General features: G+C 62.0%; 24 protein-coding genes. 15 read left to right on the top strand and 9 right to left on the bottom strand.

Features of this window, described 5'->3' with window-relative positions:
* Positions 1–119: 119 nt before the first annotated feature.
* The 4 genes from CRO06_RS10600 to CRO06_RS10585 all read left to right on the top strand — a co-directional run bounded on the left by CRO06_RS10600 (position 120) and on the right by CRO06_RS10585 (position 5,384).
* Positions 120–1,382: a 6-phosphofructokinase gene (locus tag CRO06_RS10600; protein ID WP_022997519.1), complete on the top strand. Its 1,263-nt coding sequence runs from the start codon at positions 120–122 to the stop codon at positions 1,380–1,382.
* Positions 1,383–1,814: 432 nt separating this feature from the next.
* Positions 1,815–4,001, top strand: a complete 2,187-nt coding sequence (locus tag CRO06_RS10595; protein WP_097058407.1) for a TonB-dependent receptor — start codon at positions 1,815–1,817, stop codon at positions 3,999–4,001.
* Positions 4,002–4,050: 49 nt separating this feature from the next.
* Positions 4,051–5,193, top strand: coding sequence for a PepSY-associated TM helix domain-containing protein (locus CRO06_RS10590; protein ID WP_097058406.1), 1,143 nt, complete (start codon positions 4,051–4,053; stop codon positions 5,191–5,193).
* A complete protein-coding gene (locus tag CRO06_RS10585) occupies positions 5,190–5,384 on the top strand; it encodes a hypothetical protein (RefSeq protein ID WP_022994082.1) in 195 nt (64 codons plus the stop codon). The genes CRO06_RS10590 and CRO06_RS10585 overlap by 4 nt, the downstream gene beginning before the upstream one ends.
* Before the next feature lie 196 nt (positions 5,385–5,580).
* Here the strand turns inward: CRO06_RS10585 and nhaD are convergent, their stop codons facing one another.
* Entirely contained in the window at positions 5,581–7,062 is a 1,482-nt protein-coding gene (gene nhaD / locus CRO06_RS10580) for a sodium:proton antiporter NhaD (RefSeq protein WP_022994083.1), read from the bottom strand.
* Between the two features lie 144 nt (positions 7,063–7,206).
* On the opposite strand from nhaD, the gene CRO06_RS10575 reads away from it, so the two are divergent.
* Genes CRO06_RS10575 through CRO06_RS10565 form a run of 3 tightly spaced genes read left to right on the top strand, consistent with a single transcriptional unit; the run spans position 7,207 to position 8,781 of the window.
* Complete coding sequence (locus CRO06_RS10575) at positions 7,207–7,842, top strand: DUF2459 domain-containing protein (RefSeq protein WP_179746568.1); 636 nt, start codon at positions 7,207–7,209, stop codon at positions 7,840–7,842.
* Positions 7,843–7,886: 44 nt separating this feature from the next.
* Positions 7,887–8,216 carry an ArsR/SmtB family transcription factor gene (locus tag CRO06_RS10570; RefSeq protein ID WP_022994085.1) on the top strand — a complete coding sequence of 110 codons (330 nt, stop codon included), beginning with the start codon at positions 7,887–7,889 and terminating at the stop codon, positions 8,214–8,216.
* Between the two features lie 40 nt (positions 8,217–8,256).
* Entirely contained in the window at positions 8,257–8,781 is a 525-nt protein-coding gene (locus CRO06_RS10565) for an SRPBCC family protein (protein ID WP_097058404.1), read from the top strand.
* A 50-nt stretch (positions 8,782–8,831) separates the two neighbouring features.
* Here the strand turns inward: CRO06_RS10565 and CRO06_RS10560 are convergent, their stop codons facing one another.
* From CRO06_RS10560 to upp, 3 genes are read right to left on the bottom strand one after another with little or no spacing between them, the layout of a single operon-like run.
* Complete coding sequence (locus CRO06_RS10560; protein ID WP_097058403.1) at positions 8,832–9,530, bottom strand: helix-turn-helix transcriptional regulator; 699 nt, start codon at positions 9,528–9,530, stop codon at positions 8,832–8,834.
* Positions 9,531–9,534: 4 nt separating this feature from the next.
* Positions 9,535–10,836, bottom strand: coding sequence for a uracil-xanthine permease family protein (locus tag CRO06_RS10555; RefSeq protein WP_097058402.1), 1,302 nt, complete (start codon positions 10,834–10,836; stop codon positions 9,535–9,537).
* Positions 10,837–10,858: 22 nt separating this feature from the next.
* Positions 10,859–11,485 (bottom strand): uracil phosphoribosyltransferase, encoded by a 627-nt coding sequence (upp, locus tag CRO06_RS10550; protein WP_055098768.1) that lies wholly within the window; start codon positions 11,483–11,485, stop codon positions 10,859–10,861.
* A 236-nt stretch (positions 11,486–11,721) separates the two neighbouring features.
* Between upp and ppa the strand changes: the two genes are divergently transcribed.
* Positions 11,722–12,252 carry an inorganic diphosphatase gene (ppa, locus tag CRO06_RS10545; protein ID WP_022994090.1) on the top strand — a complete coding sequence of 177 codons (531 nt, stop codon included), beginning with the start codon at positions 11,722–11,724 and terminating at the stop codon, positions 12,250–12,252.
* 86 nt (positions 12,253–12,338) lie between these two features.
* On the opposite strand, the gene CRO06_RS10540 is transcribed toward ppa, so the two are convergent.
* On the bottom strand, positions 12,339–13,370 hold the full coding sequence (locus CRO06_RS10540; RefSeq protein ID WP_097058401.1) for an AraC family transcriptional regulator: 1,032 nt from the start codon (positions 13,368–13,370) through the stop codon (positions 12,339–12,341).
* Positions 13,371–13,457: 87 nt separating this feature from the next.
* Here CRO06_RS10540 and CRO06_RS10535 point away from each other — a divergent pair, with 87 nt between their 5' ends.
* Complete coding sequence (locus CRO06_RS10535) at positions 13,458–14,318, top strand: metal-dependent hydrolase (RefSeq protein WP_063140389.1); 861 nt, start codon at positions 13,458–13,460, stop codon at positions 14,316–14,318.
* 114 nt (positions 14,319–14,432) lie between these two features.
* Here the strand turns inward: CRO06_RS10535 and CRO06_RS10530 are convergent, their stop codons facing one another.
* Positions 14,433–15,581 carry a methyltransferase family protein gene (locus CRO06_RS10530; protein WP_097058400.1) on the bottom strand — a complete coding sequence of 383 codons (1,149 nt, stop codon included), beginning with the start codon at positions 15,579–15,581 and terminating at the stop codon, positions 14,433–14,435.
* Positions 15,582–15,786: 205 nt separating this feature from the next.
* Here CRO06_RS10530 and cmoA point away from each other — a divergent pair, with 205 nt between their 5' ends.
* Positions 15,787–16,536 carry a carboxy-S-adenosyl-L-methionine synthase CmoA gene (gene cmoA / locus CRO06_RS10525; protein WP_022994101.1) on the top strand — a complete coding sequence of 250 codons (750 nt, stop codon included), beginning with the start codon at positions 15,787–15,789 and terminating at the stop codon, positions 16,534–16,536.
* A 210-nt stretch (positions 16,537–16,746) separates the two neighbouring features.
* Here cmoA and CRO06_RS10520 read toward each other — a convergent pair whose 3' ends face one another.
* On the bottom strand, positions 16,747–17,739 hold the full coding sequence (locus CRO06_RS10520; protein WP_022994102.1) for a DUF2333 family protein: 993 nt from the start codon (positions 17,737–17,739) through the stop codon (positions 16,747–16,749).
* 383 nt (positions 17,740–18,122) lie between these two features.
* On the opposite strand from CRO06_RS10520, the gene dsbD reads away from it, so the two are divergent.
* From dsbD to accC, 4 genes are all read left to right on the top strand, one after another.
* A complete protein-coding gene (gene dsbD, locus CRO06_RS10515) occupies positions 18,123–20,045 on the top strand; it encodes a protein-disulfide reductase DsbD (protein WP_244902812.1) in 1,923 nt (640 codons plus the stop codon).
* 184 nt (positions 20,046–20,229) lie between these two features.
* Positions 20,230–20,682, top strand: a complete 453-nt coding sequence (aroQ, locus tag CRO06_RS10510) for a type II 3-dehydroquinate dehydratase (protein ID WP_022994104.1) — start codon at positions 20,230–20,232, stop codon at positions 20,680–20,682.
* Positions 20,683–20,716: 34 nt separating this feature from the next.
* Positions 20,717–21,169 (top strand): acetyl-CoA carboxylase biotin carboxyl carrier protein, encoded by a 453-nt coding sequence (accB, locus tag CRO06_RS10505; protein ID WP_022994105.1) that lies wholly within the window; start codon positions 20,717–20,719, stop codon positions 21,167–21,169.
* Positions 21,170–21,180: 11 nt separating this feature from the next.
* Positions 21,181–22,527, top strand: a complete 1,347-nt coding sequence (gene accC / locus CRO06_RS10500) for an acetyl-CoA carboxylase biotin carboxylase subunit (RefSeq protein WP_022994106.1) — start codon at positions 21,181–21,183, stop codon at positions 22,525–22,527.
* Positions 22,528–22,568: 41 nt separating this feature from the next.
* On the opposite strand, the gene CRO06_RS10495 is transcribed toward accC, so the two are convergent.
* Positions 22,569–23,231, bottom strand: coding sequence for a BUD32 family EKC/KEOPS complex subunit (locus tag CRO06_RS10495; RefSeq protein WP_022994107.1), 663 nt, complete (start codon positions 23,229–23,231; stop codon positions 22,569–22,571).
* Between the two features lie 63 nt (positions 23,232–23,294).
* Positions 23,295–23,864, bottom strand: a complete 570-nt coding sequence (locus CRO06_RS10490; RefSeq protein WP_022994108.1) for a methyltransferase — start codon at positions 23,862–23,864, stop codon at positions 23,295–23,297.
* Between the two features lie 156 nt (positions 23,865–24,020).
* Here CRO06_RS10490 and prmA point away from each other — a divergent pair, with 156 nt between their 5' ends.
* Entirely contained in the window at positions 24,021–24,905 is an 885-nt protein-coding gene (gene prmA / locus CRO06_RS10485) for a 50S ribosomal protein L11 methyltransferase (protein ID WP_022994109.1), read from the top strand.
* Positions 24,906–24,965 lie beyond the last annotated feature (60 nt).

Below are 24,965 nucleotides of genomic sequence, written 5' to 3'. Positions count from 1 at the left end.
GTTCCAGAGCCGGCAGCCGGACACCATCCCGGGGGACAGGCCGGTGTCTTTTCCGCTAGAATGCGCGCGATTTCAACGGTAGGCCGCCGCGCCGGCGCGGCCAGCTCAGGGAGTTTGCAATGGGGTCCAGAAACGCCTTTTACGCACAGTCCGGCGGGGTTACCGCCGTGATCAACGCCTCCGCGGCGGGAGTGATCGAAACCGCCCGCGCCCACAAGGGCGTGATCGGCAAGGTCTATGCCGGTCGTAACGGCATCATCGGTGCCCTCACCGAGGATCTGATCGACACCAGCAAGGAAAGCAAAAGCGCCATCGCCGCGCTCAAGCACACCCCCGGCGGCGCCTTCGGTTCCTGCCGCTACAAGCTGAAGGATCTGAAAACCTCCCAGCGCGAATACGAGCGTCTGATCGAGGTGTTCAAGGCCCACGACATCGGCTACTTCTTCTATAACGGCGGTGGTGATTCCGCCGATACCTGCCTGAAGATTTCGCAGCTGTCCAAGACCATGGGATATCCGATCCAGGCGATTCACGTACCGAAAACCGTGGATAACGACCTGCCGATCACCGATGTCTGCCCGGGCTTCGGCTCCGTCGCCAAATACACCGCGGTGAGCTGCCGCGAGGCGGCCCTGGACGTGGCCAGCATGTGCGCCACCTCCACCAAGGTATTCGTGATGGAAGTGATGGGCCGCCACGCCGGCTGGATCGCCGCCGCCGCCGGTCTCGCCAAGGAACAGAACGAGGACGCCCCGCATCTGATCCTGTTCCCGGAAATCGCCTTCGATCAGCAGGCGTTCCTGAAGAAAGTGGACGAGACGGTGAAGAAGGTGGGCTACTGCGTGATCGTCGTCTCGGAAGGGGCCCGCACCGCCGACGGCACCTTCCTGGCGGACGCCGGCACCACCGATGCCTTCGGCCACAAACAACTGGGAGGCGTGGCGCCGGTACTGGCGCAGATGGTGAAGAACGAGCTGGGCTACAAATACCACTGGGCGGTCAGTGATTATCTGCAGCGGGCGGCGCGCCATATCGCCTCCGCCACCGATGTGGAGCAGGCCTACGCGGTGGGCCGCGCGGCGGTGGAGTTCGCCGTGGCCGGTAAGAACGCCGTGATGCCCACCATCGAGCGCAAGAAAACCAAGAAGTACGGCTGGACCATCGGTGAAGCGCCGCTGAAGAAGGTGGCCAACGTGGAAAAGAAAATGCCGCGTAAGTTCATCACCAAGGATGGTTTCGGCATCACCCCGTCCGCCCGCGAGTACCTGGCGCCGCTGATCGAGGGCGAGTCCTACCCGCCTTACAAGAACGGCCTGCCGCAATTCGCCAAGCTGAAGCTGGCCGCGGTGCCGAAAAAGCTGAACGATAAGTTCGAGGTATAAGACCCTGGAACCCAGCAGCGGTCGCGGTCCGGCCCTTTCCAGCATGAAGAGGACCGCGATCCGCCGCCGCCCCCTCACAATCAGACTCCGGGGACCACTACTGTCCCACAGTTTCGGGACGCGCCTGCACGCTGATGTCTCCCCCACCGAGACGTAGCCGCTGTAGGAGCTTGCCTGCAAGCGAATTTTTTGAAGCGCGACGTAATTCGCTTGCAGGCAAGCTCCTACAGCGGCCTTGTGGCACCCTCTCAGTTTATGCCCCCAAGACCTGTTAATACGGCGAGGCAGGCAGGATCTCCCGAAACTGCGGGGCAACAGTGCCCCAGGGGCGGCGATATCATTGATGACCGGCTCGCCACCAAAGCAAACCATTCTCATTATTGCCACAATTCCCCCTGCCCACCTGGGTAACCAACCATAACGGGGATCACCATGCGACCAATCACCTTGCGGCTTTCCTCTCTCTCATTGTCCCTGCTTGCCATCGGCGCCTTCCCCACCGCGCAGGCGCAAACCTCCGGGGAAGAAGATGGCGCCGAGCCGTATCAGCTGGCGCCGGTGGAGGTGCAATCCAGCGCGGACGCCTCCGCCGAAGGCCTGAGCAAGGCTTACGCCGGCGGCCAGGTGGCGGAAGGTGGCTCCGTCGGCATTCTCGGCAACCAGTCGGTTATGGAGACCCCGTACAGCTTCACCAGCTACACTGAGCAATTGATCGAGGACCAGCAGGCCGCCAGTGTCGGCGAGATCCTGCTCAACGATCCGGCGGTGCGGGTGGCCCGGGGCTTCGGCAATTACCAGCAGGTGTATCTGGTGCGCGGCCTGCCGGTGTATTCCGATGACATGACCTACAACGGCCTGTACGGTCTGCTGCCGCGCCAGTACCTGGCGTCGGAATTCGTCGAGCGGGTGCAGGTGTTCCGTGGCGCCAATACCTTCCTAAAAGGCGCCGCTCCCGGTGGCAGTGGCCTTGGCGGCGGCGTCAACGTGCTGCCCAAGCGCGCCCCCAACGAGCCGATCAATCAGATCACACTGGGGGCGCGGAGCGGCGGTCAGGGCATGGTTGCCGCCGATGTGGCCAACCGCTCCGACGACGGCCGCTTCGGTATCCGCGTGAACGCCGCCCGTCGTGACGGTGACACCGCCGTGGACGGCGAGGAGTCGGAACTGTCCATGGCCCATATCGGCCTGGATTACCGCGGTGATGCCCTGCGCGTCTCCGCCGACCTGGGTTTCCAGAAGCATCGTATCGACGGCGGGCAACCCAGCATTACTTTCGCCTCCGGAGTTCCGATCCTGGACGCTCCGGATGCGGACGAGTCCATCGGCCAGTCCTGGACCTATTCGGATTCCAACGATCTGTTCGGCACTCTGCGCGCCGAGTACGACTTTACCGACAACATCACTGCCTGGGCGGCCTTTGGGGCCCGGGAAGGCGAAGAAGATTCGATTTTCGCCAATCCCACGGTTGATAATGCCATGGGCCATTACACCGCTTACCGGTTTGATACCGCCCGTGAAGATTCGGTGCGAACCGGTGAAACCGGCGTGCGGTTCACATTCCAGACCGGGGCCGTGGGTCACAGCGTCACCGTCAGTGGCGCCAGCTACCAGTTGAAGTCCAATAACGCCTTTGCTTACTCCGATATCGGTGGCCTGAGCGGCAACATCTACAACCCTACCCCTCTCGCCCGTCCGTCCCTCAACGATGTTGGTGGAGGCGACCTTGATGATCCGGGCCGTACCATCAGGACACGTTTCCGGAGTGTCGCGGTGGCCGACCAGCTGTCGATGCTGGGAGATCGGTTGCTGGTGACCCTCGGTGCGCGCTACCAGGCGCTCAAGGATTACGCCTATGACTATGAGTCCGGCGACCGGCTGGCCTCCAGCTATGACAAAGAAGCCGTTACTCCCACCGTCGGCGTGCTTTATAAGATCGCGCCTAGCGTTTCCGTCTACGCCAGCTATATCGAGGGGTTGCAGAAAGGCGAGCGGGTTGGCGGTGATTTTAAATCGGCGGGGGCCGACAACATCGGCGAAGTACTGGACCCGTATAGAACCGAGCAGGCCGAAGTCGGCGTGAAATACGATGGCGGAAGTCTCGGCGGCAGCTTGTCCGTGTATCGCAGCCGCAAGCCGGTAGCCGGTCTCAATGACGCCAACATTTACGAAGAGCTCTATGATCAGGAAAACACTGGCGTGGAGTTGATGGCCTACGGCAACCTTACCCGTGACCTCACCGTGCTCGGTGGCGTCAGCTTCCTGGACGCGGATGTGGACGGCAACGACGCCATCGGCTCACCGGAAACCCAGGCCAACCTGAATCTGGAATACCGGGTGCCGCAATTACCGGATCTGGCGCTGGATGGCCGGGTGATCCACACTAGCTCCCAATACGCGGATGAAGCCAACACCCAGAAAGTGGATTCCTGGACCCGGCTGGATCTGGGCGCCCGCTATCTGATCGCGCTGAATGATTCCATGTTCCTGACCCTGCGCGGGCGGGTGGAGAACGTCACCGGCGAGGATTATTGGGCCTCGGCCGGCGGTTATCCGGGCGCCGGTTACCTGACCGTCGGCGCCCCCCGCACGGTCCTGCTGTCGGCGACCCTCGACTACTAACCCGACAACCCAGGCGCCCCGCCCCGGGGCGCCTAGGCAGTTCTCCTCTATGAAACAGAAAACCCTGACGTTCTGGTCCGCCATCCACAAATGGACCAGTCTGATCTGCACCGCCTTCATGCTGATGCTGTGCCTCACCGGCCTGCCGTTGATTTTTCATGACGAGATCGACGCGCTGACGGACAGCGGCGATTGGCAGCCCGCCAATCCGGACGGTCCCCTACTGTCTCTGGATCAGTTACTCGACGCCGCCCTCGCCCATCGCCCTGGCGAGGTGCCTCTGTTCATGAGCTTCGATACCGACCGGCCGGTGGTCAACGTCACTACCGGCCCCACCCCGGACGCCGCCGCCAGCGACATGCACTTCGCTTCCTTCGATCGCACCAGCGGCGAGCTGGTGCCCGGGCACGAAGGCGGTATCATGGATTTCGTTCTGCAGCTGCACACCGATTTGTTCCTGGGCCTGCCCGGCATGTTATTCCTGGGCGCCATGGGGGTACTGCTGGTGCTCGCCATCGTTTCCGGCGTGGTGCTCTACGCCCCGTTCATGCGCAAACTGGACTTCGGCACGCTGCGATACAACCGCTCAAAGCGGCTTAAATGGCTGGACTATCACAACCTGCTCGGCATCGTTACCGTGGCCTGGCTCACCGTGGTGGGCCTCACTGGCGTGGTCAACACCCTTGCCACCCCGATTCTGGAAACCTGGCAAAACCGGTCATTGGCCGATCTCACCGCCGGCTATCAGGGCGCCACCGTGCCCACTCCGCGGGAGATGGCTTCCCTGGACGACGCCGTGGCCCAGGCTCGCGAGGCCGCCGAGGACATGACTTTGCAGTTCGTGGCTTTTCCCGGCGGCGATTGGTCCACGGACTATCACTACGCGGTGTTTCTGCACGGCAACACACCGCTGACCTCTCACATCGTCACGCCAGCGCTGGTGGACGCCCGCACCGGAGCGTTCGCGGCCATGCGTGAAATGCCCTGGTATAACAAGACCCTGGCGCTGTCCGGACCGCTGCATTTCGGTGACTATGGCGGTTTGCCGCTGAAAATCCTCTGGGCGCTGCTCGACGTGATCACCATCGTGGTGCTGATTAGTGGCCTTTACTTATGGCTCGCCCGCCGCTCCCCCGTCGCGGGCGCGGCACACCGCCAGACACAAGCGTCCCCCACGGGAGGCGCCTCATGAGCCGGCTGTCACCCAACCGGCGCCACAATACGCCGGCGCGCATTTTCGCGGTGCCTGTACTGATCGCCCTCACCAGTCTGATCGGCCTGATCGCGGCATTGCTGGGAGATGGCGTCCTGGATGTGGTGTCGTGGGTGGGGTTGGCGGTGCCCTTGGTAATCATCGGATGGGCGATGAAAAGACGGCGCTGATCGTGCCAGGCAGCCACTGTGGGAGCTCGTCCGGGGGGCGGGCCGCTGCAAGCGAATAGCCTCATACCAAAGCTGATTGATTCGCCAGCAGGCTGGCTCCCACTGAGGACAGAACGGCGCGGCCGCCGTGGAAACTTGCCGAAGAGCGGCTCTTTGCGTGGAACAAGAGCCGCGATTCCGGCGAGAAGGACTTCGACTAGTTGAAAACGGTGAAGCTTTCCGCGTTCAACCACAGGTGAGCGAGCACACTGGCGGCGTAGCCCAGCGCAATCACCGGGCTCCATTTCAGGTGGCCCATGAACGTATAAAGGCCTCGTGCCTGCCCCATCAGCGCCACCCCGGCGGCGGAGCCAATGGACAGCAGGCTGCCGCCGACGCCGGCGGTGAGGGTGATCAGCAACCAGTGGCCGTGGGACATTTCCGGCTCCATGGTCAGCACCGCGAACATCACCGGAATATTGTCCACCACCGCGGAAATGATACCCAGGGCGATATTGGCCCAGGTCGCGTTCCAGCCGGTATAGAGAGCCTCGGACAGCATGCCCAGATATCCCATGAAGCCCAGGCCGCCCACGCACATCACCACGCCGTAGAAGAACAGCAAGGTGTCCCACTCGGCCCGCGCCACACGGTTGAACACATCGAAAGGCACGATGCTGCCCAGTTGAGACAGGCGTTTATCATCACCACGGCGCAGGTAATGGCGGCGCTTCTTCTCCAAGGAACGCGGCAGGGTCCGGCGCAGGAAATAGCCGAAGAACTGCAGATAACCCAAACCCGTCATCATCCCCAACACCGGCGGCAGATGCAGCACGGAGTGGCAAGCCACCGCGGTGGCCACGGTGAGCAGGAACAAGGCGATAATACGGCGGGCACCGCGCTTGAGCTCAACCTCTTCCTTCACGCCGCTGGGCTTACGGCTCTTGATGAACAGGCTCATTACCACCGCCGGGATCAGATAGTTGATCAGCGACGGGATCAGCAGATCGAAGAATTCAGTGAAATGAATCAGGCCCGCCTGCCACACCATCAGAGTGGTGATATCGCCGAACGGACTGAAGGCGCCACCGGCGTTGGCGGCCACCACGATATTGATACAGGCCACGTTGATGAAGGGTTTGTCCCCTTCCGCCACCTTCGTCACCACGGCGCACATCAACAGCGCGGTGGTCAGGTTATCGGCGACCGGCGAGATCAGAAAGGCCAGGATACCGGTGATCCAGAACAGCTGCCGGTAGCTGAACCCCTTGCGCACCATCCAGGCACGCAGGGCATCAAATACCCGGCGCTCGTCCATGGCGTTGATGTAGGTCATCGCCACCAGCAGGAACAGCATCAGTTCGGTGAATTCGAGCAGGGTGTGGCGGAACGCGTGCTCGGCCTCATCAGGCATGCCGGACTGGACGTAAACCCAGCCGATCAACGCCCAGATAATACCGGCGGCCACCAGTACCGGCTTGGACTTGCGCATGTGCAGCTTTTCCTCGGCCATCACCAGGGCATAGGCGAGGACGAAGATAGCGAGGGCAATGAACCCGGCCACCGAGCCGGTCAGATCAAGGCCACCGGTGGCGGCCAGGGCACCGGGAGCAAACAGCAGAGCCAGGATGGCGAACAGAATCCGGCCTGCTCCGCCGGGAAGGAATCGATATTGGGAGATGTCCAGAGGTCTCAACATGACAAGCCTTTCTGAATCAAAGATACGCGCACGGAAACAAAGCGGGGCGATGCTACCATGGATTGGTGTCTTCCAGTATTGATATGGGACCGTTCCGTAACGGAACCTGACACCACCTCCACGGCCCCGAACGGGGATGAGCTGATGAAATTTCTGTTGGCGATTGCAGTGTTGATCCTCGCCGTACCGGCCCACGCCGACCCTGGAGAATCCTTGCTGGTGGTACGGCACCGCTGGCATACCGGTCTGGTGATACCCGCCGGCAAGCTCGACCCTCACCTGCGGTTTCTGCGCGATCATCTGCCGGATACCGGCTATTACGAGTTCGGTTGGGGCGACGCCGACTTCTACCAACACAACAACAGCATCCCGCGTCTGCTCAAAGCACTGTTCTGGCCCACCGACAGCGTGCTGCACGTGGTGGCTCTGGAACGGCATCCGGCGCAACTGCCGCACAAGGATCTGGCCGCGCTGTGTCCGGAACCGGATCACTGGCACCGCCTGACCCGGGCACTGGCGGCGGACTTTCAACGGAACGCGGACGGAACAGTGCGGACGGTGGGCCCCGGTTTGTATGGCGCCAGCCTGTTCTTCCAGGCCGAGGGCACCTTCTGGCTCGGCCGCACCTGCAATCGCTGGAGCTCGGAGCGGCTACGGCAAGCCGGAGCACCAATACGCGGGGTCCTCACCGCTGGCGGCCTGATGCGTCAGCTCAAAGCACTGCCGGCGACCTGTAATGCGGGCCACTTAAACGGCCGCCGCCTTCCTGAAAATAATTAACCTTTTGGTTGACAATTAAAACACCCACCCCCATATTCAACCACATGGTTAACAATAATCCCGACACACTCGATGCCGTTTTCCAGGCCCTGGCCGACCCCACCCGCCGCGCCATGCTGGCATTGCTCGCTGATGGTGAGCGCAAGGTGGGAGAGCTGGCGGCGCCTTTCTCCATGAGCCTGGCCGGTGCCTCAAAGCACATCAAAGCGCTGGAACAGGCGGGACTACTGACCCGGGAAAAGCAAGGGCGCGTCCACGTCTGCCGGCTGAATGCCGCTCCCATGGCCGGGGCCATGGACTGGCTACGCCATTATCAGGCGTTCTGGAACGAACGGCTGGACGCTCTGGAACAGGCCCTGCGCCAGGGCGACTGACCTTCACCCCGACCCGGGCCCCACTCTTAAGGAGAACACCATGGATGATTACGCCAAGCTGACCAAACCCGACACTCTGACACTGGAGCGGCTGCTGCCGGGCCCGGTGGAACGGATCTGGGCCTTTCTGACCGAGTCCGAAAAACGCGCCCGCTGGCTGGCCGCCGGCCCCATGGGACTGTTCGCCGGCGGCGCGGTCACCCTGGAATTTCATCATAATGAACTGTCGGAACCCGGCGATACCGCCCCCGAATACCATGCCGACGCCGAGGGCGCGGTGCTGAAAGGCACGGTTACCCGCTGTGAGGCCCCGCATCTTCTGGCATTCACCTGGGGAGAAGGCGGTTCGGAAGTGACCTTCGAGTTGATCCCCGAGGACGACCGGGTGCGTTTGCGGATTACCCATCGGCGCTTGGGCGACACCGAAAAAACCAGCGTGGCATCCGGCTGGCATACTCATCTGGCGATCCTGATGGCGACGCTCAACGAAACCATGCCACCGTCATTCTGGGCGTTGCACAGCGAACTGGAAGCCCACTACCAGGAGCATTTGTCGAGGAATTGATTCCGGCGCGAACACCGTATTCGCTGGCAAGCCAGCTTCCCACAGCGGGACTACGACTCTTTCCCGGACCGCCGCTGGCGCTCCGCCTGCAACCAACGCTGCGCCAATAACCGGCGGGATCCCGGATAGCTTTCTTCCATGACCTGCAAATCGGCGATGCGATCCGTGCGAAAATGGCGGAAATCCTCGCGTAGTTCGCACCAGGCCGCCAGGATCCGGGCGCCTTCGAAAAACGCCAAAGTCAAAGGCCAGACGGTACGCTCGGTTTCCCGGCCCTCCACATCCCGGTAGACGATTCGCAGCTTCAGTTCCTCACGCAGAGCGCGGCGCAATACGAACAGCGGCTCGCCACGTCGGGGGGCGCTGGAGGGGCCCGCCCACAGGCCCGTGTCCTCCAGCACTTCGCGCAACGCCGGCGGCACCGCCGTGGCGATCTTGTCCAGAGCGCTATTGGCGGCATCGGCCAGTTCCTTGTCGCCCTGCTGCCCGACCCAGCGGGCACCAAGCAACAGCGCCTCCAGCTCCACCGGACTGAACATCAACGGCGGCATGAAAAACCCTTTGCGCAGCAGATAACCGACTCCGGCCTCACCATCGATCGGCGCGCCCAGACCAATCAGACTCTGGATATCGCGATAGATGGTGCGGGTGGACACTCCGAGCTGCTCGCCGAGAGCGCTGGCGGTTACCGGCCAGCGATGCCGGCGCAAAGTGTCGACCAATACGATCAGCCGCTCGGCTCTTTGCATGGTCTCAATCCTTTGAGCGGGTATGCTCGATGAGATCATCCACCACCGCTTGCTCCTGGCGCAGATCGGTAACCACGGGATCACGGCCGGGCAGCAGCAGGTTCAGCACCACCGCCAGCACTCCGCACAAGCTGATCCCCTGCAAGGTGAAGCCACCACCGCTGATGACCATGCCACCAATGCCGAACACCAACGTGGTGGCGACGATCACCAAATTACGCTGGCGCGCCAGATCCACCTTCGCCTTGATCAGGGTGTTCATGCCGACACTGGCGATGGAGCCGAACATGAGGATCAGGATGCCCCCCATCACCGGCGCCGGGATACTCTGCAACAACCCGCCAAAGCGGGACAGGAAGGACAACGCAATGGCGAAAACCGCGGCCCACACCATCACCCGGGGGTCGAATACCCGGGTCAGCATGACCGCCCCGGTCACTTCCGAATAGGTGGTATTGGGTGGTCCGCCAACCATCGCCGCGCCCATGCTGGCGACGCCATCCCCGAGCAGGGTGCGATGCAAGCCGGGTTTGCGCACATAATCCCGCCCGGTGACATTGCTGATGGCGAGCACATCACCAACGTGCTCAATAGCCGGCGCCAATGCCACCGGCACCATGAACACGATCGCTTGCCATTCGAACGTCGGCAGCACGAACTCCGGCGGCGCCAGCCAGGCGCGCTCGGTGACCACGGCGAAGTCCACCATGCCCAGCATCAGGGCGGAAAGGTAACCGCACAGCACCCCCACCATGATCGGTAACAGCCGGAAAAACCCCTTTGCCAGGGTGGCCACCAGCAAGGTGGTGACCAGCGACACCATCGACACCGTCAGTGCCTGCCCGTACGGAAACAAGGTCTTCTGGCCGCTGCCGTCCATGCCCATGGCCATGTTCACCGCGGTGGGCGCCAGACTCAGACCAATCACCATGATGATCGGCCCGGTCACCACCGGTGGCATCAACACGTGCAGGAATCCCGGCCCGCGCCAGCGCACCAGTGCCGCCAGCACCACATAGACCACGGCGGTGACCATCAGCGCGCCCATGGTGGCCGGCAGGCCCCAGGCCTGCACGCCGTGGGATATGGGCGCGATGAAGACAAAGGAGGACGCCAGGAACACCGGGATCGAGAAGCCGGTGATGCATTGGAACAACAAGGTGCCGACCCCGGCGGTGAACAGCGCCACGCTCGGGTCCAGTCCGGTGAGCAATGGCATCAATACCAGAGCACCGAAGGCAACGAACAACATTTGCGCCCCCACCAGAACGGTGCGTGGCGCGAAGAAACCGGGAGTGGCGGACATGGAGGCTCCGTGACGTGATCGGTTAGCGGGTACCGAAAATGCGGTCCCCGGCATCGCCCAGGCCCGGCACGATATAGCCGTCCTGGTTCAAGCCCTCGTCCACCGAGGCGGTATAGATGTCCACGTCCGGATGGGCCTGCGCTACCTTATGGATGCCCTCCGGGGCCGCCACCAATACCAGAGCGCGGATCCGTTCACAGCCCGCCGCCTTCAGCATATCGATGGTGGCCATCAGCGAGCCGCCAGTGGCCAGCATCGGATCGATGATCAGGGCGGTGCGCTCATGAATGTCATGGGCCAGCTTCTCGAAATAGGCCACCGGCTGCAGAGTTTCCTCATTGCGATAAAGGCCCACCACGCTGACCTTGGCGCTGGGGATCAGCTCCAACACACCATCGAGCATGCCGATCCCGGCACGCAGAATCGGTACCACGGTGACCTTTTTACCCTTGATGCGCTGCACTTCCACCGGTCCGGACCAGCCTTCCACCGTGGCCGGCTCCAGCTCCATGTCGGCGGTGGCTTCGTAGGTCAGCAAGACCGCCAATTCACTGGTGATCTGGCGGAAACTGCGGGTACTCAGTTTGTGCTGCCGCAGCAGTCCCAATTTGTGTTTCACCAGCGGATGGGCAACTTCTTTCACACTCATCGAATGGAGGCTCCGTTTTCAGCGCTTCGGGTACGATCTAGTAAGAGCCGCTATTGTGTCGGGTTATCCGCCGCTGAACAAACCCGGAGGCCGGGCATGCCGGGCATTTGCGCTTTTCGGCCGGTCACTTCGACCGGGCATGAGGTCGGTACTTTTGGCTATTAGCCAGCGCCGCGTCACGGTTGCTATAATCCGCGCCCATCGTCGATTTGAACCCTCGCTGAAAGGACCGATTCATGGATTTTACCAAGGTACCCGCCGGGAAAGAGATTCCCGAAGACATCTACGTGGCGATCGAAATCCCGGCCAATGCCGATCCGATCAAGTACGAGATCGACAAGGACAGCAACGCCGTCTTCGTCGACCGCTTCATGGCCACCCCGATGTTCTACCCGGCCAACTACGGCTACATCCCCAACACCCTGTCCGAGGACGGCGATCCCCTGGACGTGCTGGTGGTGACCCCGTACCCCGTGGTACCCGGCTCCGTGATCCGCTGCCGGCCGGTGGGCATTCTCAACATGACCGACGAAGCCGGTAAGGACGCCAAGCTGGTGGCGGTACCGCACACCAAGCTGACCAAGCTGTACGACAACGTCAAGGACATCAACGACCTGCCCGAACTGCTGCTGGCCCAGATCAAGCACTTCTTCGAGAACTACAAGGATCTCGAAGCCGGCAAATGGGTGAAAGTGGACGGCTGGGACGGCGCCGAAGCCGCCAAGAAGGAAATCCTCAAGTCCGTGGAAGCCTTCAACAGCAAGTAAGTGTCCGCGGTCCGCGACCGGCCCCTCCGGTCGCGGCGCCCCTCATCATCGTCCTGCCGCTGCCCGCTTCTTCCCCTGTCCGCTTCTCAATACCCGCGTTCCCGGAATTGTTTCGGCGTTTCCCCGCTCCAGCGTTTGAACGCCCGGGAAAAGTTCGCCACATCGTTATAGCCCAAGGCATAGGCCACATCGCTGACCCGCTGATGGCGATCCTTGAGCAGCGTCCGGGCCCGTTCATAAAGCACTTCGTCCTGCACTTGCCGGTAGCTTGACCCGGCCTGTTGGAGATGCCGTTTCAGTGTCCGCGGCGATACCGCCATGCGTTCCGCCATGGCCGCCAGATCCGGTAACGGTGCCGCCGTATCACGCAGCACCGCCCTCACCCGTTCGGCCAGCGGCCCCTCCTGTTCCGCACGCCAGCGGCTGACTTCCGCCTCGCATTGTTCCCGCGCCAATGCCGCGGTCTGCGGATCCGCCAACAGCGGCGTCACCGACAGCAGTGCTTGCGGCAAAACCAGCGCGTCCTCATCCTGGTTGAAGCAAACCGGCACCGGCACTTCCCCTCTCAGCGCCATGGCATGGGCCGGTGGCGGTTGCCGGAAGTGCAGCTCCGCCCCTTCCGGTACCGCTTCCAGCAGCTGTTCCAACATATGGATGAACCCCACCAGCATGGCCTCCACCACGAAGGCATGGATCCGTCCAGGGTCGGCCGTGGCCACCAGCGGGAAAATCACCCGGCCCGCCTCCTCACGCCGGTCCATGTGCCAGAACGGCGCCCGCAGCCCCAGGTAGCGCCGGGCGGCATCGAGACCATCCCCGAGAGTGGCGCTGGACAGCGCCAGCAGCCCCACCGGACCATGCAGAGTAATGCGCATGGCCCGGGCATAACGGAACCCCAGCCCGGCGGTGCCGGCCATGTCCAGGGCCTGCTCGGCGCATCGCTGGGCCAGCTCCAGCGGCACCCGGCTCTGCGGCGCCAGCAGCTGCTCACGGCTTTCGCCGACGCCCCCCAGCAAAGCGGCGGGGTCCTTGCCCAGCCCTTTCATCACATCACACAACAGCACCACATAGATGCCGGGGATACCGGCATCGAACCAGGCACGGCCCAAAGTCACCACAGGTTGGCCCTCCACGACAAGACCCGTCACCGCTACTGGAGCATATTGACGGACATTCAACATTGGCAGAATCGCCAGGAGAGCCCGATGCGATTGTTTTCCCGTCGACGTAGCGAATCACGCCAGCCGATCAAGGTGCGGCGCATGAACTTCGATTTCAAAGGTCTGGAGAAAGCCGGCTATTGGTATGGCGATGATCCGGTGGCCACCCATCTTCTCAACGTCCTTTCCATCACCTTTCCTGATGGCGAACGCTTTTTCGTGGACGCGGTACGCGCCTTCCGCGACCGCGTCGACGACCCGCAACGGCAGAAGGACATCTCCGGCTTCATTGGCCAGGAGGCGATGCATTCCCTGGAGCACAAGGCCTTCAACGATCTGGTGGCGGGACAGGGTTACGATGCGCTGGTCGAACGCGCCCTGAACGTCACGCAGAAGCTGCTGGCCGGCGCCCGCAAGCATTTGCCGCCAGAGCGGCAACTGGCCGCCACCGCCGGTCTGGAACACATCACCGCGATCCTCGCCGACACCATTCTTAGCCACAAGGACGTGATCGAGAGCATGGATCCTTCCGTGCGCCCCTTGTGGGTCTGGCACGCCATCGAGGAAACCGAACACAAGGCCGTGGCCTTCGATCTGTACCAGGATGTGGATGGCGGCTACTGGCAACGCCAGCGCGCTTTCCTGATCAGCACCGCCTATCTGATCACCTTCACCAGCTATTTCACCTGGCAGTTTCTGAAGCAGGACGGCGTCCACCGGCAACCGCTGACGCTGGCCAAGGGCCTGTGGCGTCTGTTCGGTTACCGGGGCGTGATCAGCTCCACCGTACCGGCCTGGTTCCGCTATCTGAGCCCGCGCTTCCATCCCTGGGACGACGACAACACCGATCTGGTGGCGAAATGGCGTGACACCCTGCCGGAGCCGGCGGTCAGTTCGGTGGCGTGAAGGCAGTTAATAGTTAACAGGGAATAGTTAACAGCGCGCGAGACAGGACAGGTTCATCCGAAAGCATGGAGGCCGCGCCCTAGCCCTGGGCGCGGCCCCGTCTTATGGAACGCCCTAGAACCAGGTGGCGGGTAGACCGATCAGTATCAGTGGCATCCACAACCCCAGTGCCGCCAACGCCGCGCCGTCGGTTTTCGTGGCCAGAAAGACATGGTCCACATCGGCCTCGGGCTGGTCCGGATCACCGTACAGAAAGGCGGCGGAGAAATAACAGGCCGGCACCAGCGCCAGCCACGGCACCGGGGTGAACAACCAGGCCACGACCAGAGCGGTGCCCTCGATCAGACGGCGAAAGCGCACGCTGTGCCAGAGCCCGCGCAGCGTCGCCACCAACAACATCGCCGCCACCAACAAAATCAGCCACTGCCCTCTGTCCAGATGCCATTCCAGAATGCGCGGTCCGGACCACAACATGTCCACCGCCAGCAGCGCCGCCACCATTATCGACACGATCACGCCCCGGGCCGGATGACGCAACGTCCACAGCGGCAAGATGGAGGCTCGCCTTTTAGTGATCTCACCCGCCGCTCGGGACAGGAAGTGGAAGAACAGAAAGCCCGTCAGAGCCCAGTAAAAAGCGGGATGCTCTTGCGCCGCAAGCAGGTCGGTGCCTTTCTGACCGATCTCCGCGGCAACAAAAAATAAATAAGGATAAGAAGCGAGCCGGAATAGCCGGGTGCAGACGCTGCCCCGGTAGATCGGCGCGTGCCTGACCGAGAAAGGTTTGTCGTACTTCTTTTCCATCGGCGGCCTGTAGGGAATCATGCGTGGAATCCGGGCGCGGTAATCCAGGTACTCGTCACCAAAAATCTCCACCAGTTGCTGATCCTCCTCCCATAACCGGTGCCGATAGGCGATGACCCAGAACGTCATCATCACCAAGCTGAACACCCCGTTATTGATGATCAGGCACAGCCCCAGGTCCATGAAAAAATTGGACAGATGAAATGGGTCGCGGACCCAACGGTAAGGACCGGACCGGGTCAGAGTGGCGTTTTTGTCCAAATGCCCTTTCGCCCAAACGTGCAGCCAGGCCGCCAGGGCCATGAACACCGCGCCCACCGAAAACGGCAACGCCGCCATGGTATTGAACCCCGCCAGGCCGAGCAGCACGCCGCCCCCCACCAGATAGCTGCGCAGTTTGGTGCGCCGGATAGGAAGGTATTTTTCCCACTTATACTTATGCATCGAGGTTTTGGACAAGAGGCCCTCCCGTTCGACTATCGCATCAATTGGGTGTGTACCGCGCGGAATACCCTCTTTCCGCGCGCGCCCTGAATTCCAGCCGTGGCCCCGAAATCAACACAACTGTCATGATCCTGCGGGATACTCCAGGGAGACGGCATGCGCCAGCGCATCAGAACCAAGGCAATGACCACCGATCCTGGTTGATTTCGGGGACAACTTTATGACATCCCAAAAAAAGGACCGTCTCTTCGCCGCCGAGGAACAGGCAATCAGCGATTTCGATTTCGGCGAGAACACCGCCGCCGTTTTCGACGACATGCTCGATCGCAGCATCCCTCAATATTGGGAGCAACAGCGGATGATCGGGGAACTGGCCCGGGAATTCGCGGTACCGGGCTCCCGCATCTACGACCTGGGTTGCTCCACCGGCATCACCTTGAAAACGCTGGATCAAACCGTGGCGCCGGGTGTGGAACTGGTGGGCTGCGATTACTCCCCGGCGATGCTCGAACGGGCCCGGCACAATCTGGCCGAGCAATGCCTGTCTGGCCGTGTGCGTCTGGAATACGCCGATCTCAATGAGGGCGTCCAGGTACAAGACGCCTCGGTGGTGGTGCTCAATCTCACCCTGCAATTCGTGCGCCCGCTCAATCGCGAGGCCCTGCTGTACTCAATCGTCTCGGGACTAAGACCCGGCGGCACCTTGATTCTGGTGGAAAAAGTGCTGGGCAACGACGCCTTCCTCAACCGTCTGTGGATCAAGCTCTATTACGACATGAAGAAGCGCAACGGCTATTCGGAAACCGAAATCGCGCAAAAACGCGAGGCCCTGGAAAACGTCCTGATCCCCTACCGCCTGGATGAGAACCTCAAGCTCCTCTCCCGCGCCGGCCTGGACAACGTGGACGTGTTTTTCAAGTGGTATAACTTCGCCGGTTTTCTCGGAACAAAAAAAGCAGTGAATAGTTAATAGTGAACAGTGAATAGCGCGCGAGACAAGAAAGGTTGATCGGACAGCAAAGAGGCCGCGTCCAAGGGCTGGGCGCGGCCTCTTCGTTTTCAGGAAAAACCATCAAACAGGTTTCTCAGAGAAAGTTGCGGATACACAAACACGCCTTGCGGAACCGCAAACCTTTTTCTTCGCTATTAACTATTCACTATTAACTGTTCCCTGCTTTTCCTACCCCTCCTGCAGCAACTTCCGAAGATCAATCAGGGAGGCGTTGGCGCGGGACAGGTAGTTGGCCATGACCAGGGAATGGTTGGCGAAGATGCCGAAGCCGGAGCCGTTCAGAACCATCGGGCTCCACAGCGTTTCCTGGGTGGCTTCCAGTTCGCGCACCATCTGCCGGAAGCTGACGGTGGCGTTCTTCTTGCGCAGCACGTCGGCGAAATCCACTTCCAGCGCCCGCATCAGTTGCACCAGCGCCCAGGACGCCCCTCTCGCTTCATAGAAAACATTATCGATTTTCATCCACGGGGTTTTCACCACCCGTTCCTTGCTGTCCAGCTGAGTCACCGGGGTATTTTCCTCGGTGTCCAGCGTGGTGCGCCCGACGCTGCGGCTGAGGTCCTGGCTGAGGGCGCCAAGCCGGTTCTGTACTTCGTTGAGCCAGGAATTCAGGTTGTCGGCCCGGGCGTAGAACCGGCCATCGCCACTGCGCAGGCTCTCCAGGTAACGCTCCAGCGCGCGGATACCCCTACGGTACTCGCTTTCCGTGGCGGGCATGGCCCAACTGCGGGAGTCGAAATTGAACTGCGGCTCGGCAATCGCCAGATTACGGTCTTCCTGACTCTGGGACTGGGAGCGGCTCATGTCCCGGCGCATCACCCGCACCATATCGCGTAACTGCACCAACACGCCGAACTCCCAGGACGGCATGTTATCCAGCCACAGTCGATGCGGCAGCACGTCGTTGCTCAAATAACCGCCCGGTTTGTCCAGCAGGGTACTGGCCACGTTGATCACTTCCAGCGTAGTGACCTCTCCAGGCTGGGCATTGGCGAGTGCCCGCACTTCCTGGAGATCCGGCTCCCAGCTCCAGTACCAGCCGAGCAGTACGTCCACCAGAAGCAGGATCACGATCAGCCACAGGGCGCCTTTCCATATCCGGTTATTGGCCGGGTCCAGCAACCGGTCGCCCATCTTCTGGGAGAACTTCTCATTACTCATCGGTGATCCCCACTTGCATCCTGTCAGGCCGGGAACGGCCTTTTGTATCATCTCGGAGTCCGCGCTCGGGACTCCACGGCATTGTGCGCCAATATAGCAGTCTTTGTCGCCAACGACAGGATCCCGGCCGCCGGCGGCGGTCTTTGCGTCCATTTCGGCATGGGGGCACAATGCGTTCTTCACCGCCACCTGCTATCACTGCCTTAAAGCCCCTTTAATCCACGAGGCGCAGACTGGGAACCGATCCGCGCAGGCGGCCTCTATATTTACCCGGAGTATCAGGAATACGGGTAGCACCGGGGCCACCGCCAGCGGGTCATGGCCGTGCTCTTATGTTTGGGGGAGACCGGGCCAGGGACAAAACCGGTTATCTGGAGGAATCAATGTCACAACGCTTGCGTTCACTATTATCCCTTTTTGTGCTGGGGCTGCTCGCCAGCCCCGCGCTTGCGCTGTCTCTGGGCGGGGGAAGCAGCGGCGGGTTGGGCAACGACCAGCCGCCCACGGTGGACGAGGCGATCCAGGTGATGGCGGATGCCGACTGGGACAAACAAACCGTGCTGGTGGGGTTTGAACTTCTCGACGACGTCTATCTGTACCGCCAACGCTTTGAGTTCATTCTCCGCGACACCAACGGCAACGTTCTCGATGACTTTTCCGGTTTCCAGATGCCCGCGGGCAAACCGAAGGTGGATCCCATATTCGGTGACGTCGAGGTATTCTACCAGCGGCTGGAAGTGTCGTTGCCGTTGCGCAGCGTGCCGCTGGCCGATACCGAGTTGGAGGTGCGTTATCAGGGCTGCATCGAGGATTTGCTGTGCTACCCGCCGGCCAGCAAGACCTTCGCCTTCGAGGAGCCCCGTCCCGGCAAGCCCCCCACGGCGCTGAGCGCCACCGCACCGGCCGCCACGCCAACCGCCGCCGCGAGCACAGGCGACGGGGGGTTCCTGGAAACGCTGTTTTCAGAGGACGCCAACGCCTTTAATCGCTGGATCTCCGGTCAGAGCCTGGGGCTGGTGATCGCCCTGTTCTTCGCCGGCGGTCTATTGCTGGCATTCACGCCCTGTGTCTTCCCGATGATTCCGATCCTCTCCGGTATCATCGCCGGGGAACAGCACCCCAGCGCCCGCCGTGGCTTCCTGCTCAGCAGCGCCTATGTGCTCGGCGTGGCGGTGCCCTACACCCTGGCGGGGCTGTTGGTGGCCCTGTTCGGAGCCGGGCTGAACCTCCAGTTCCTGTTGCAACAGCCGGCCGCGATCATCACCAGTGTAGTGATCTTCGTGCTGCTGGCACTGGCCATGTTCGGCCTTTATGAGTTGCAGTTACCGGCGGCGCTGCGCGACCGTCTCAACCAGACTGGACCGAAGCGCAAGGGGCTGGCCGGCGCCGCCCTGCTTGGCATGATCTCCGCCCTGGTGGTATCCCCCTGCGTCACCCCGATCCTCGCCGGCGCCTTGATCTATGTGGCTGGCAGCGGCGATGCCCTGACCGGCGCCGCCAGCCTGTTCGCGCTGTCCATCGGCATGGGCGTGCCGCTGATCCTGTTCGGCACCGGCGGCGGCCATTTGCTGCCCCGGGCCGGCCTGTGGATGGAGGAGATCAAACGCTTCTTCGGCGTGGTCATGCTCGGGGTCGCCATCTGGCTGCTGGACCGCATCGTGCCGGCGCCGGTGACCCTGGCGCTGTACGGCCTGTTGCTGGCCATTTACGGCGTCCAACTGGGCGCCCTGGAACCGGTGAAAGAAGGCGGCTCCCGCCTGAAACGGGGCCTGGCTCTGGTGCTGACGCTGTATGGCGTGATTTTGTTGATCGGCGCCGCCTCCGGCGCCCGCGACCCATGGCAGCCGCTGGCCCACTGGCGGCAACCGGCGGCACCGGTGGCCGTTACTACCGGTACGGCGCAACCCACGGCGGCCAAGGAGGACCACGGTCCCTGGCGCACACTCACCGGCCAGGCGGCGCTGCGTCAGGCCCTGGCGGAGTCCTCCCGGGCCGGACGGCCGGTGCTGGTGGACTTCTTCGCCGAGTGGTGCGTGGCCTGCAAGGTGCTGGAGGAAACCACGCTGAGCCACCCGGACGTGCTGGCCACCATGGAGGGGTTCGATCTTTATCGGGTGGATATCACCGACATCAACAGCGAAAACCAGGCGATCATGACCGAATACAACATCTTCGGTCTGCCCAGCCTGGTGTTCTTCACCCCCGCTGGCGAGGAAGTCCCGGAGTCCCGGGTGCTCGGCGAGATGGGGCCAGAGCGGTTCATCCGCCATCTGGAACAAACTGTCTTGCCGGTCACCGCCTCCTGACCCGCCGCCGTGACCGGCGTCCCGATCCCGTCATCAGGGGCGCCGGTACATGTAACGAATAGTGTAAAGTTCTTTTTTCGCCGGGCGATTCCCCCTAGACTGCAAACTTCGGGAAAAGCCCCGGCCTGATGCCGTTTTTCCCTCCTGTTCACCGCAGATAACGACACATTCAGGGGTATCCATCTTGGCCACCATTCTGGTTCTGCACGGACCCAACCTGAATCTGCTCGGCCAACGCGAGCCGGACAAATATGGCGCCACTAGTTTGGCGCAAATCGACCAGGCCCTGCAGATCCGGGCCCGGAAGGCCGGCCATCATCTTCAGCATATGCAAAGCAATGCGGAATACGAGTTGATTGAGCGCATCCATGCCGCCCGCGCGGAAGGTGTCGACTTCATTCTGATCAACCCGGCGGCCTTCACCCACACCAGCGTGGCGCTGAGAGATGCCCTGCTGGCGGTGAGCATTCCGTTTATCGAGGTGCACCTTTCCAATATTCACCGGCGCGAAACCTTTCGCCATCACTCTTATTTCTCGGATATCGCCGAGGGAGTGATCTGCGGTCTCGGCGCCGACGGTTACCAGTTGGCGCTGGACGCGGCCATCCGCCGTCTGGGCACCGACGACGACATCTGACTTTTAACATCAACAGCTCCCAACAGGACTGGACATGGATATTCGAAAAATCAAGAAATTGATCGAGCTGCTGGAAGAATCCGGAATCGAAGAACTGGAAATTCACGAAAACGAAGAATCCGTACGCATCACCCGGGGCGGCTGGCGCAACGCCGCGCCCGCCCCCGCTGCCCCCGCCCCGGTGGCGCCCGCTCCGGCGGCTCCGCAACCCGCCGCGGCCCCGGCGGCCGAACCGGAACCGGCCTCCCCGGCCGGCCATCTGGTGCGCTCTCCCATGGTGGGCACTTTCTACCGGGCCTCCTCCCCCGGCGCCACCCCGTTCGCCCAAGTGGGCCAGAAGGTCAACGCCGGCGACGTGCTGTGCATCGTCGAAGCGATGAAAATGATGAATCAGATCGAAGCGGACAAATCCGGCACTATTGATGCCATCCTGGTCGAGGACGGCGAACCGGTGGAATTCGACCAGCCGTTGTTCTCCATCGTTTAACGGAGGTCGAAATGCTGGAAAAAGTCGTCATTGCCAACCGCGGCGAGATCGCCCTGCGCGTGCTGCGCGCGTGCAAGGAAATGGGCATCCGTACCGTGGCGGTGTACTCCAAGGCGGACCGCGATCTGATGCACGTGCGTCTCGCCGATGAAGCGGTGTGTATCGGCCCGGCGCCATCCACCGATTCCTATTTGAACATCCCCGCCATCATCAGCGCGGCGGAAGTGACCGACGCGGATGCCATTCACCCCGGTTACGGCTTTCTGGCGGAAAACGCCGACTTCGCCGAAAGCGTGGAACGTTCCGGCTTCACCTTCATCGGGCCGCGCGCCGACACCATCCGCCTGATGGGCAACAAGGTGTCCGCCATCGAGGCGATGAAAAAAGCCGGCGTCCCCACCGTTCCCGGCTCCAATGGTCCGGTGGGCGATGACCCGGAAGCCACCCAGGCCATGGCCGAGCAGATTGGCTATCCGGTCATCATCAAGGCCGCCGCCGGTGGTGGCGGGCGGGGCATGCGCGTGGTGGAGCATGCGGATCAATTGCTCAACGCGGTGACCCTAACCCGTTCCGAAGCGAAAAACGCTTTCGGCGATGCCACCGTGTACATGGAGAAATTCCTGCAGAAGCCACGCCATGTGGAGATTCAGGTGCTCTCCGACGGTGCCGGCCACGCCATACACCTCGGCGACCGGGACTGCTCCCTGCAGCGCCGTCACCAGAAAGTGGTGGAAGAGGCTCCGGCCCCCGGCATTCCGGCTCACCTGAAGGAAGAAGTGGCGCAACGCTGCGTCAATGCCTGCAAGGAGATCAACTACCGGGGCGCCGGAACCTTTGAGTTCCTGTACGAAAATGAAGGCTTCTACTTCATCGAGATGAACACGCGCGTGCAGGTGGAGCACCCGGTCAGTGAGATGATCACCGGCGTCGACATCGTCAAGGAACAGCTGCGCATCGCCGGCGGCGAAGGCCTGACGTTGAAGCAGGAAGACATCACTTTTCTTGGCCACGCCATCGAGGTGCGGGTCAATGCCGAGGATCCCAATACCTTCGTACCCAGCCCCGGCAAGATCACCTACTTCCACGCACCGGGCGGCAATGGGGTGCGGGTGGATTCCCACGTCTATGGCGGTTATACCGTACCGCCCTACTACGACTCACTGATCGGCAAGATCATCACCTGGGGCGAGAACCGCGACGTGGCGTTTGCCCGCATGCGTAACGCTCTGGACGAGATCGTGGTGGAAGGCATCAAGACCAACGTGGCCCTGCATCGGGACAAGATCTTCCGCGACACCGCGTTCCAGGAAGGCGGCGTGGATATCCACCACCTGGAAAAGAAGCTGGGTAATCATTAAGGCATCGCGGCTCTTTCTTGTATGGAAAGAGCCGCGATGCCTCAGCCCAGCAAATGCCGGACCCGCTCCGCCACCTCGCCGATCTCATGGGACGGCAGGTCGGCGGCATCCCGGTAGCCCACCAGTAACGCCTCCACCAGATCATCACGCAGATGCGGGCGATCTTCCTCGCAACGCAGGAAGTGCAGCCAGTTACGGCGCCGGGCCCAACGGGACATGGACCAGGGCCGCACCTTCATATCCAGCACATCGATCAGACCAATGCGCAGACCGTCGATGACGATGTTGCCCGGATGCACGGAACGGAAAAACACACCCAGCCGGTGCAGACGGGCGATAAATACGCCCACCCGGTACATCAGTTGGGTATCCACCTGCCCGCGAGCCAACATCTGACGCAACGTCAGACCCGGCATCGGCTGGTACACCGCCACCGTATGCGGCTCACCGATAATGCGGTGCAGGCTTTCCACCTCCAGGGTGGGGATGCGCAGTTGTGCCAGTTGCCGGGCATGGCGGGCAAACCGTACCGCCGCCGGGGACAACAATTCGCGGTTGAAGAAACGCTTGCGCCGGAAGTATTTCAGGTAGCGGCCATCACGCAGACGCAGCACCTTGATGCCGTGCCCGTCGCTTTCGACCACTTCCGAGTGGCTGATCACGTCCTCCAGCTGCTGGCGGCGGAGGGGATGAATCCGAATCATGGTAAAACGGCTCCTGAACCGTTTTAAAGGCGACCACCGCTATGGGGGCGCGAAAAGGGAAAATCAACGATAACGAGAGAAACGCGGCAGAATCGCCGGAGTGCGCGCCATATAGTCCAGATAGCGATGACCGTACCGCTCCAGCATACGTTGCTCTTCCCTGGGCAACTGCAGCAAGTAAACCATTGTAAAGGTCAGGGCCGCCGCGGGGCCAGCCAGCCAGTTCTGTAACAGCAGCAACTGCGCCAGGGACCAAAGCAGCATGGCGGCACAGGCCGGATGGCGCAGATAACGATAGATACCGCTATCCACCGGACGTCGGGAGCATCGGGCCAGATCCTCCTTGGCCCGCCAGAACAGCCACACCGCGGCACTGCCGAGCAGCAGCCCCAGCCAGGCCACTTCATCCATGAATACGATGTCGGCGAACTCGAACCAGGGCACCATCATATCCAGGAAAGGAATCACCGCCATGGTGCAAAACATCATGCCGACCAGAATGACTTTCTCGAGATCCAGCGAGGTGCGCGCCGGCACACGCGGACGCCGCAAACGCGGCATCGCGAACCGGTACAGCAAGGCGCTGGCGATCACCATCAGCACCAATATCAACTCGGCGGCATCTTCAGTCATAGGCTGGTCAGTCCGATAGACGAATCCGGATAGTACCCCTTAACGGCCGGTGAAAAAATAGCCGGTCCGCAAGTGTCAATGGCCATGACGGCCAAGCCCACCACGGCGCAAATTTTTCCTGTCATCGCTATACTGCCGCTTCTCCATGGAGGTGTCATGACCTGGCAACAACTACATCTGGCTTCCGACTCGCAACAAGCGGACGCCCTGCAAGACGCATTGGAAACCCTGGGCGCGGTGGCGGTGACGCTGACCGACGGCGCCGACCAACCGGTATTCGAACCGCCGCCCGGCGCACGGCCGCTATGGCGGGCCACCGTGGTCACCGCCTTGTTCTCGGACCAGGACGACCTGCAAAAAGTTCTCCAACGCCTGGATGCGTTGGGCCTGACGCCCCAGGATCACCGTATCGAAAGGCTGGAGGATCAGGTCTGGGAGCGGGCCTGGATGGACGACTTCGCACCGATGCGCTTCGGTGAGCGGCTATGGATCGTCCCCACCTGGTGTGAGCCGCCGGATCCGGAGGCGGTCAACCTGCGCCTGGATCCGGGGCTGGCTTTTGGTACCGGCACCCATGAAACCACCGCGCTGTGCCTGGAATGGCTGGAAGCGGCGCCGCTGGCCGGAAAACGGGTGCTGGACGTGGGCTGCGGTTCCGGCGTGCTGTCCATCGCCGCCTTGCTGCTTGGCGCTGGGCAGGCCCTGGGCAATGACATCGATGAACAGGCCTTGCTGGCCAGCCGCGCCAACGCCGAAGCCAACCAGGTGGCCGACCGGCTCGATCTGTGCCCGGCGGACGCCATGCCGGCGGGATTCCAGTGCGATGTTCTGGTCGCCAACATTCTGGCGGCGCCCCTGATCGAGCTGGCCCCGACCCTGGCCAGCTATTGCAAACCCGGTGCGCTGCTGGCGTTATCGGGCATTCTCGCCGAGCAGGCCCAAGCCGTGGCGGAGGCCTACCGGCCCTGGTTCGATCTGTCACCGATCGAGCAGCGCGGAGACTGGGTAAGAGTGGACGGGGTTCGCAAGCTGTCCGCATAACAGTTGCGGCGGGGCACCATGATTCGGTAAAACACCTTACACAGTCCCTACACGAAAAAT

It is taken from the genome of Alloalcanivorax xenomutans, from assembly GCF_900217905.1.
GTDB lineage: Bacteria > Pseudomonadota > Gammaproteobacteria > Pseudomonadales > Alcanivoracaceae > Alloalcanivorax > Alloalcanivorax xenomutans.
The sequence above is the reverse complement of the archived record's forward strand: the minus strand, read 5'-3'. Positions and strand labels throughout refer to the sequence as shown.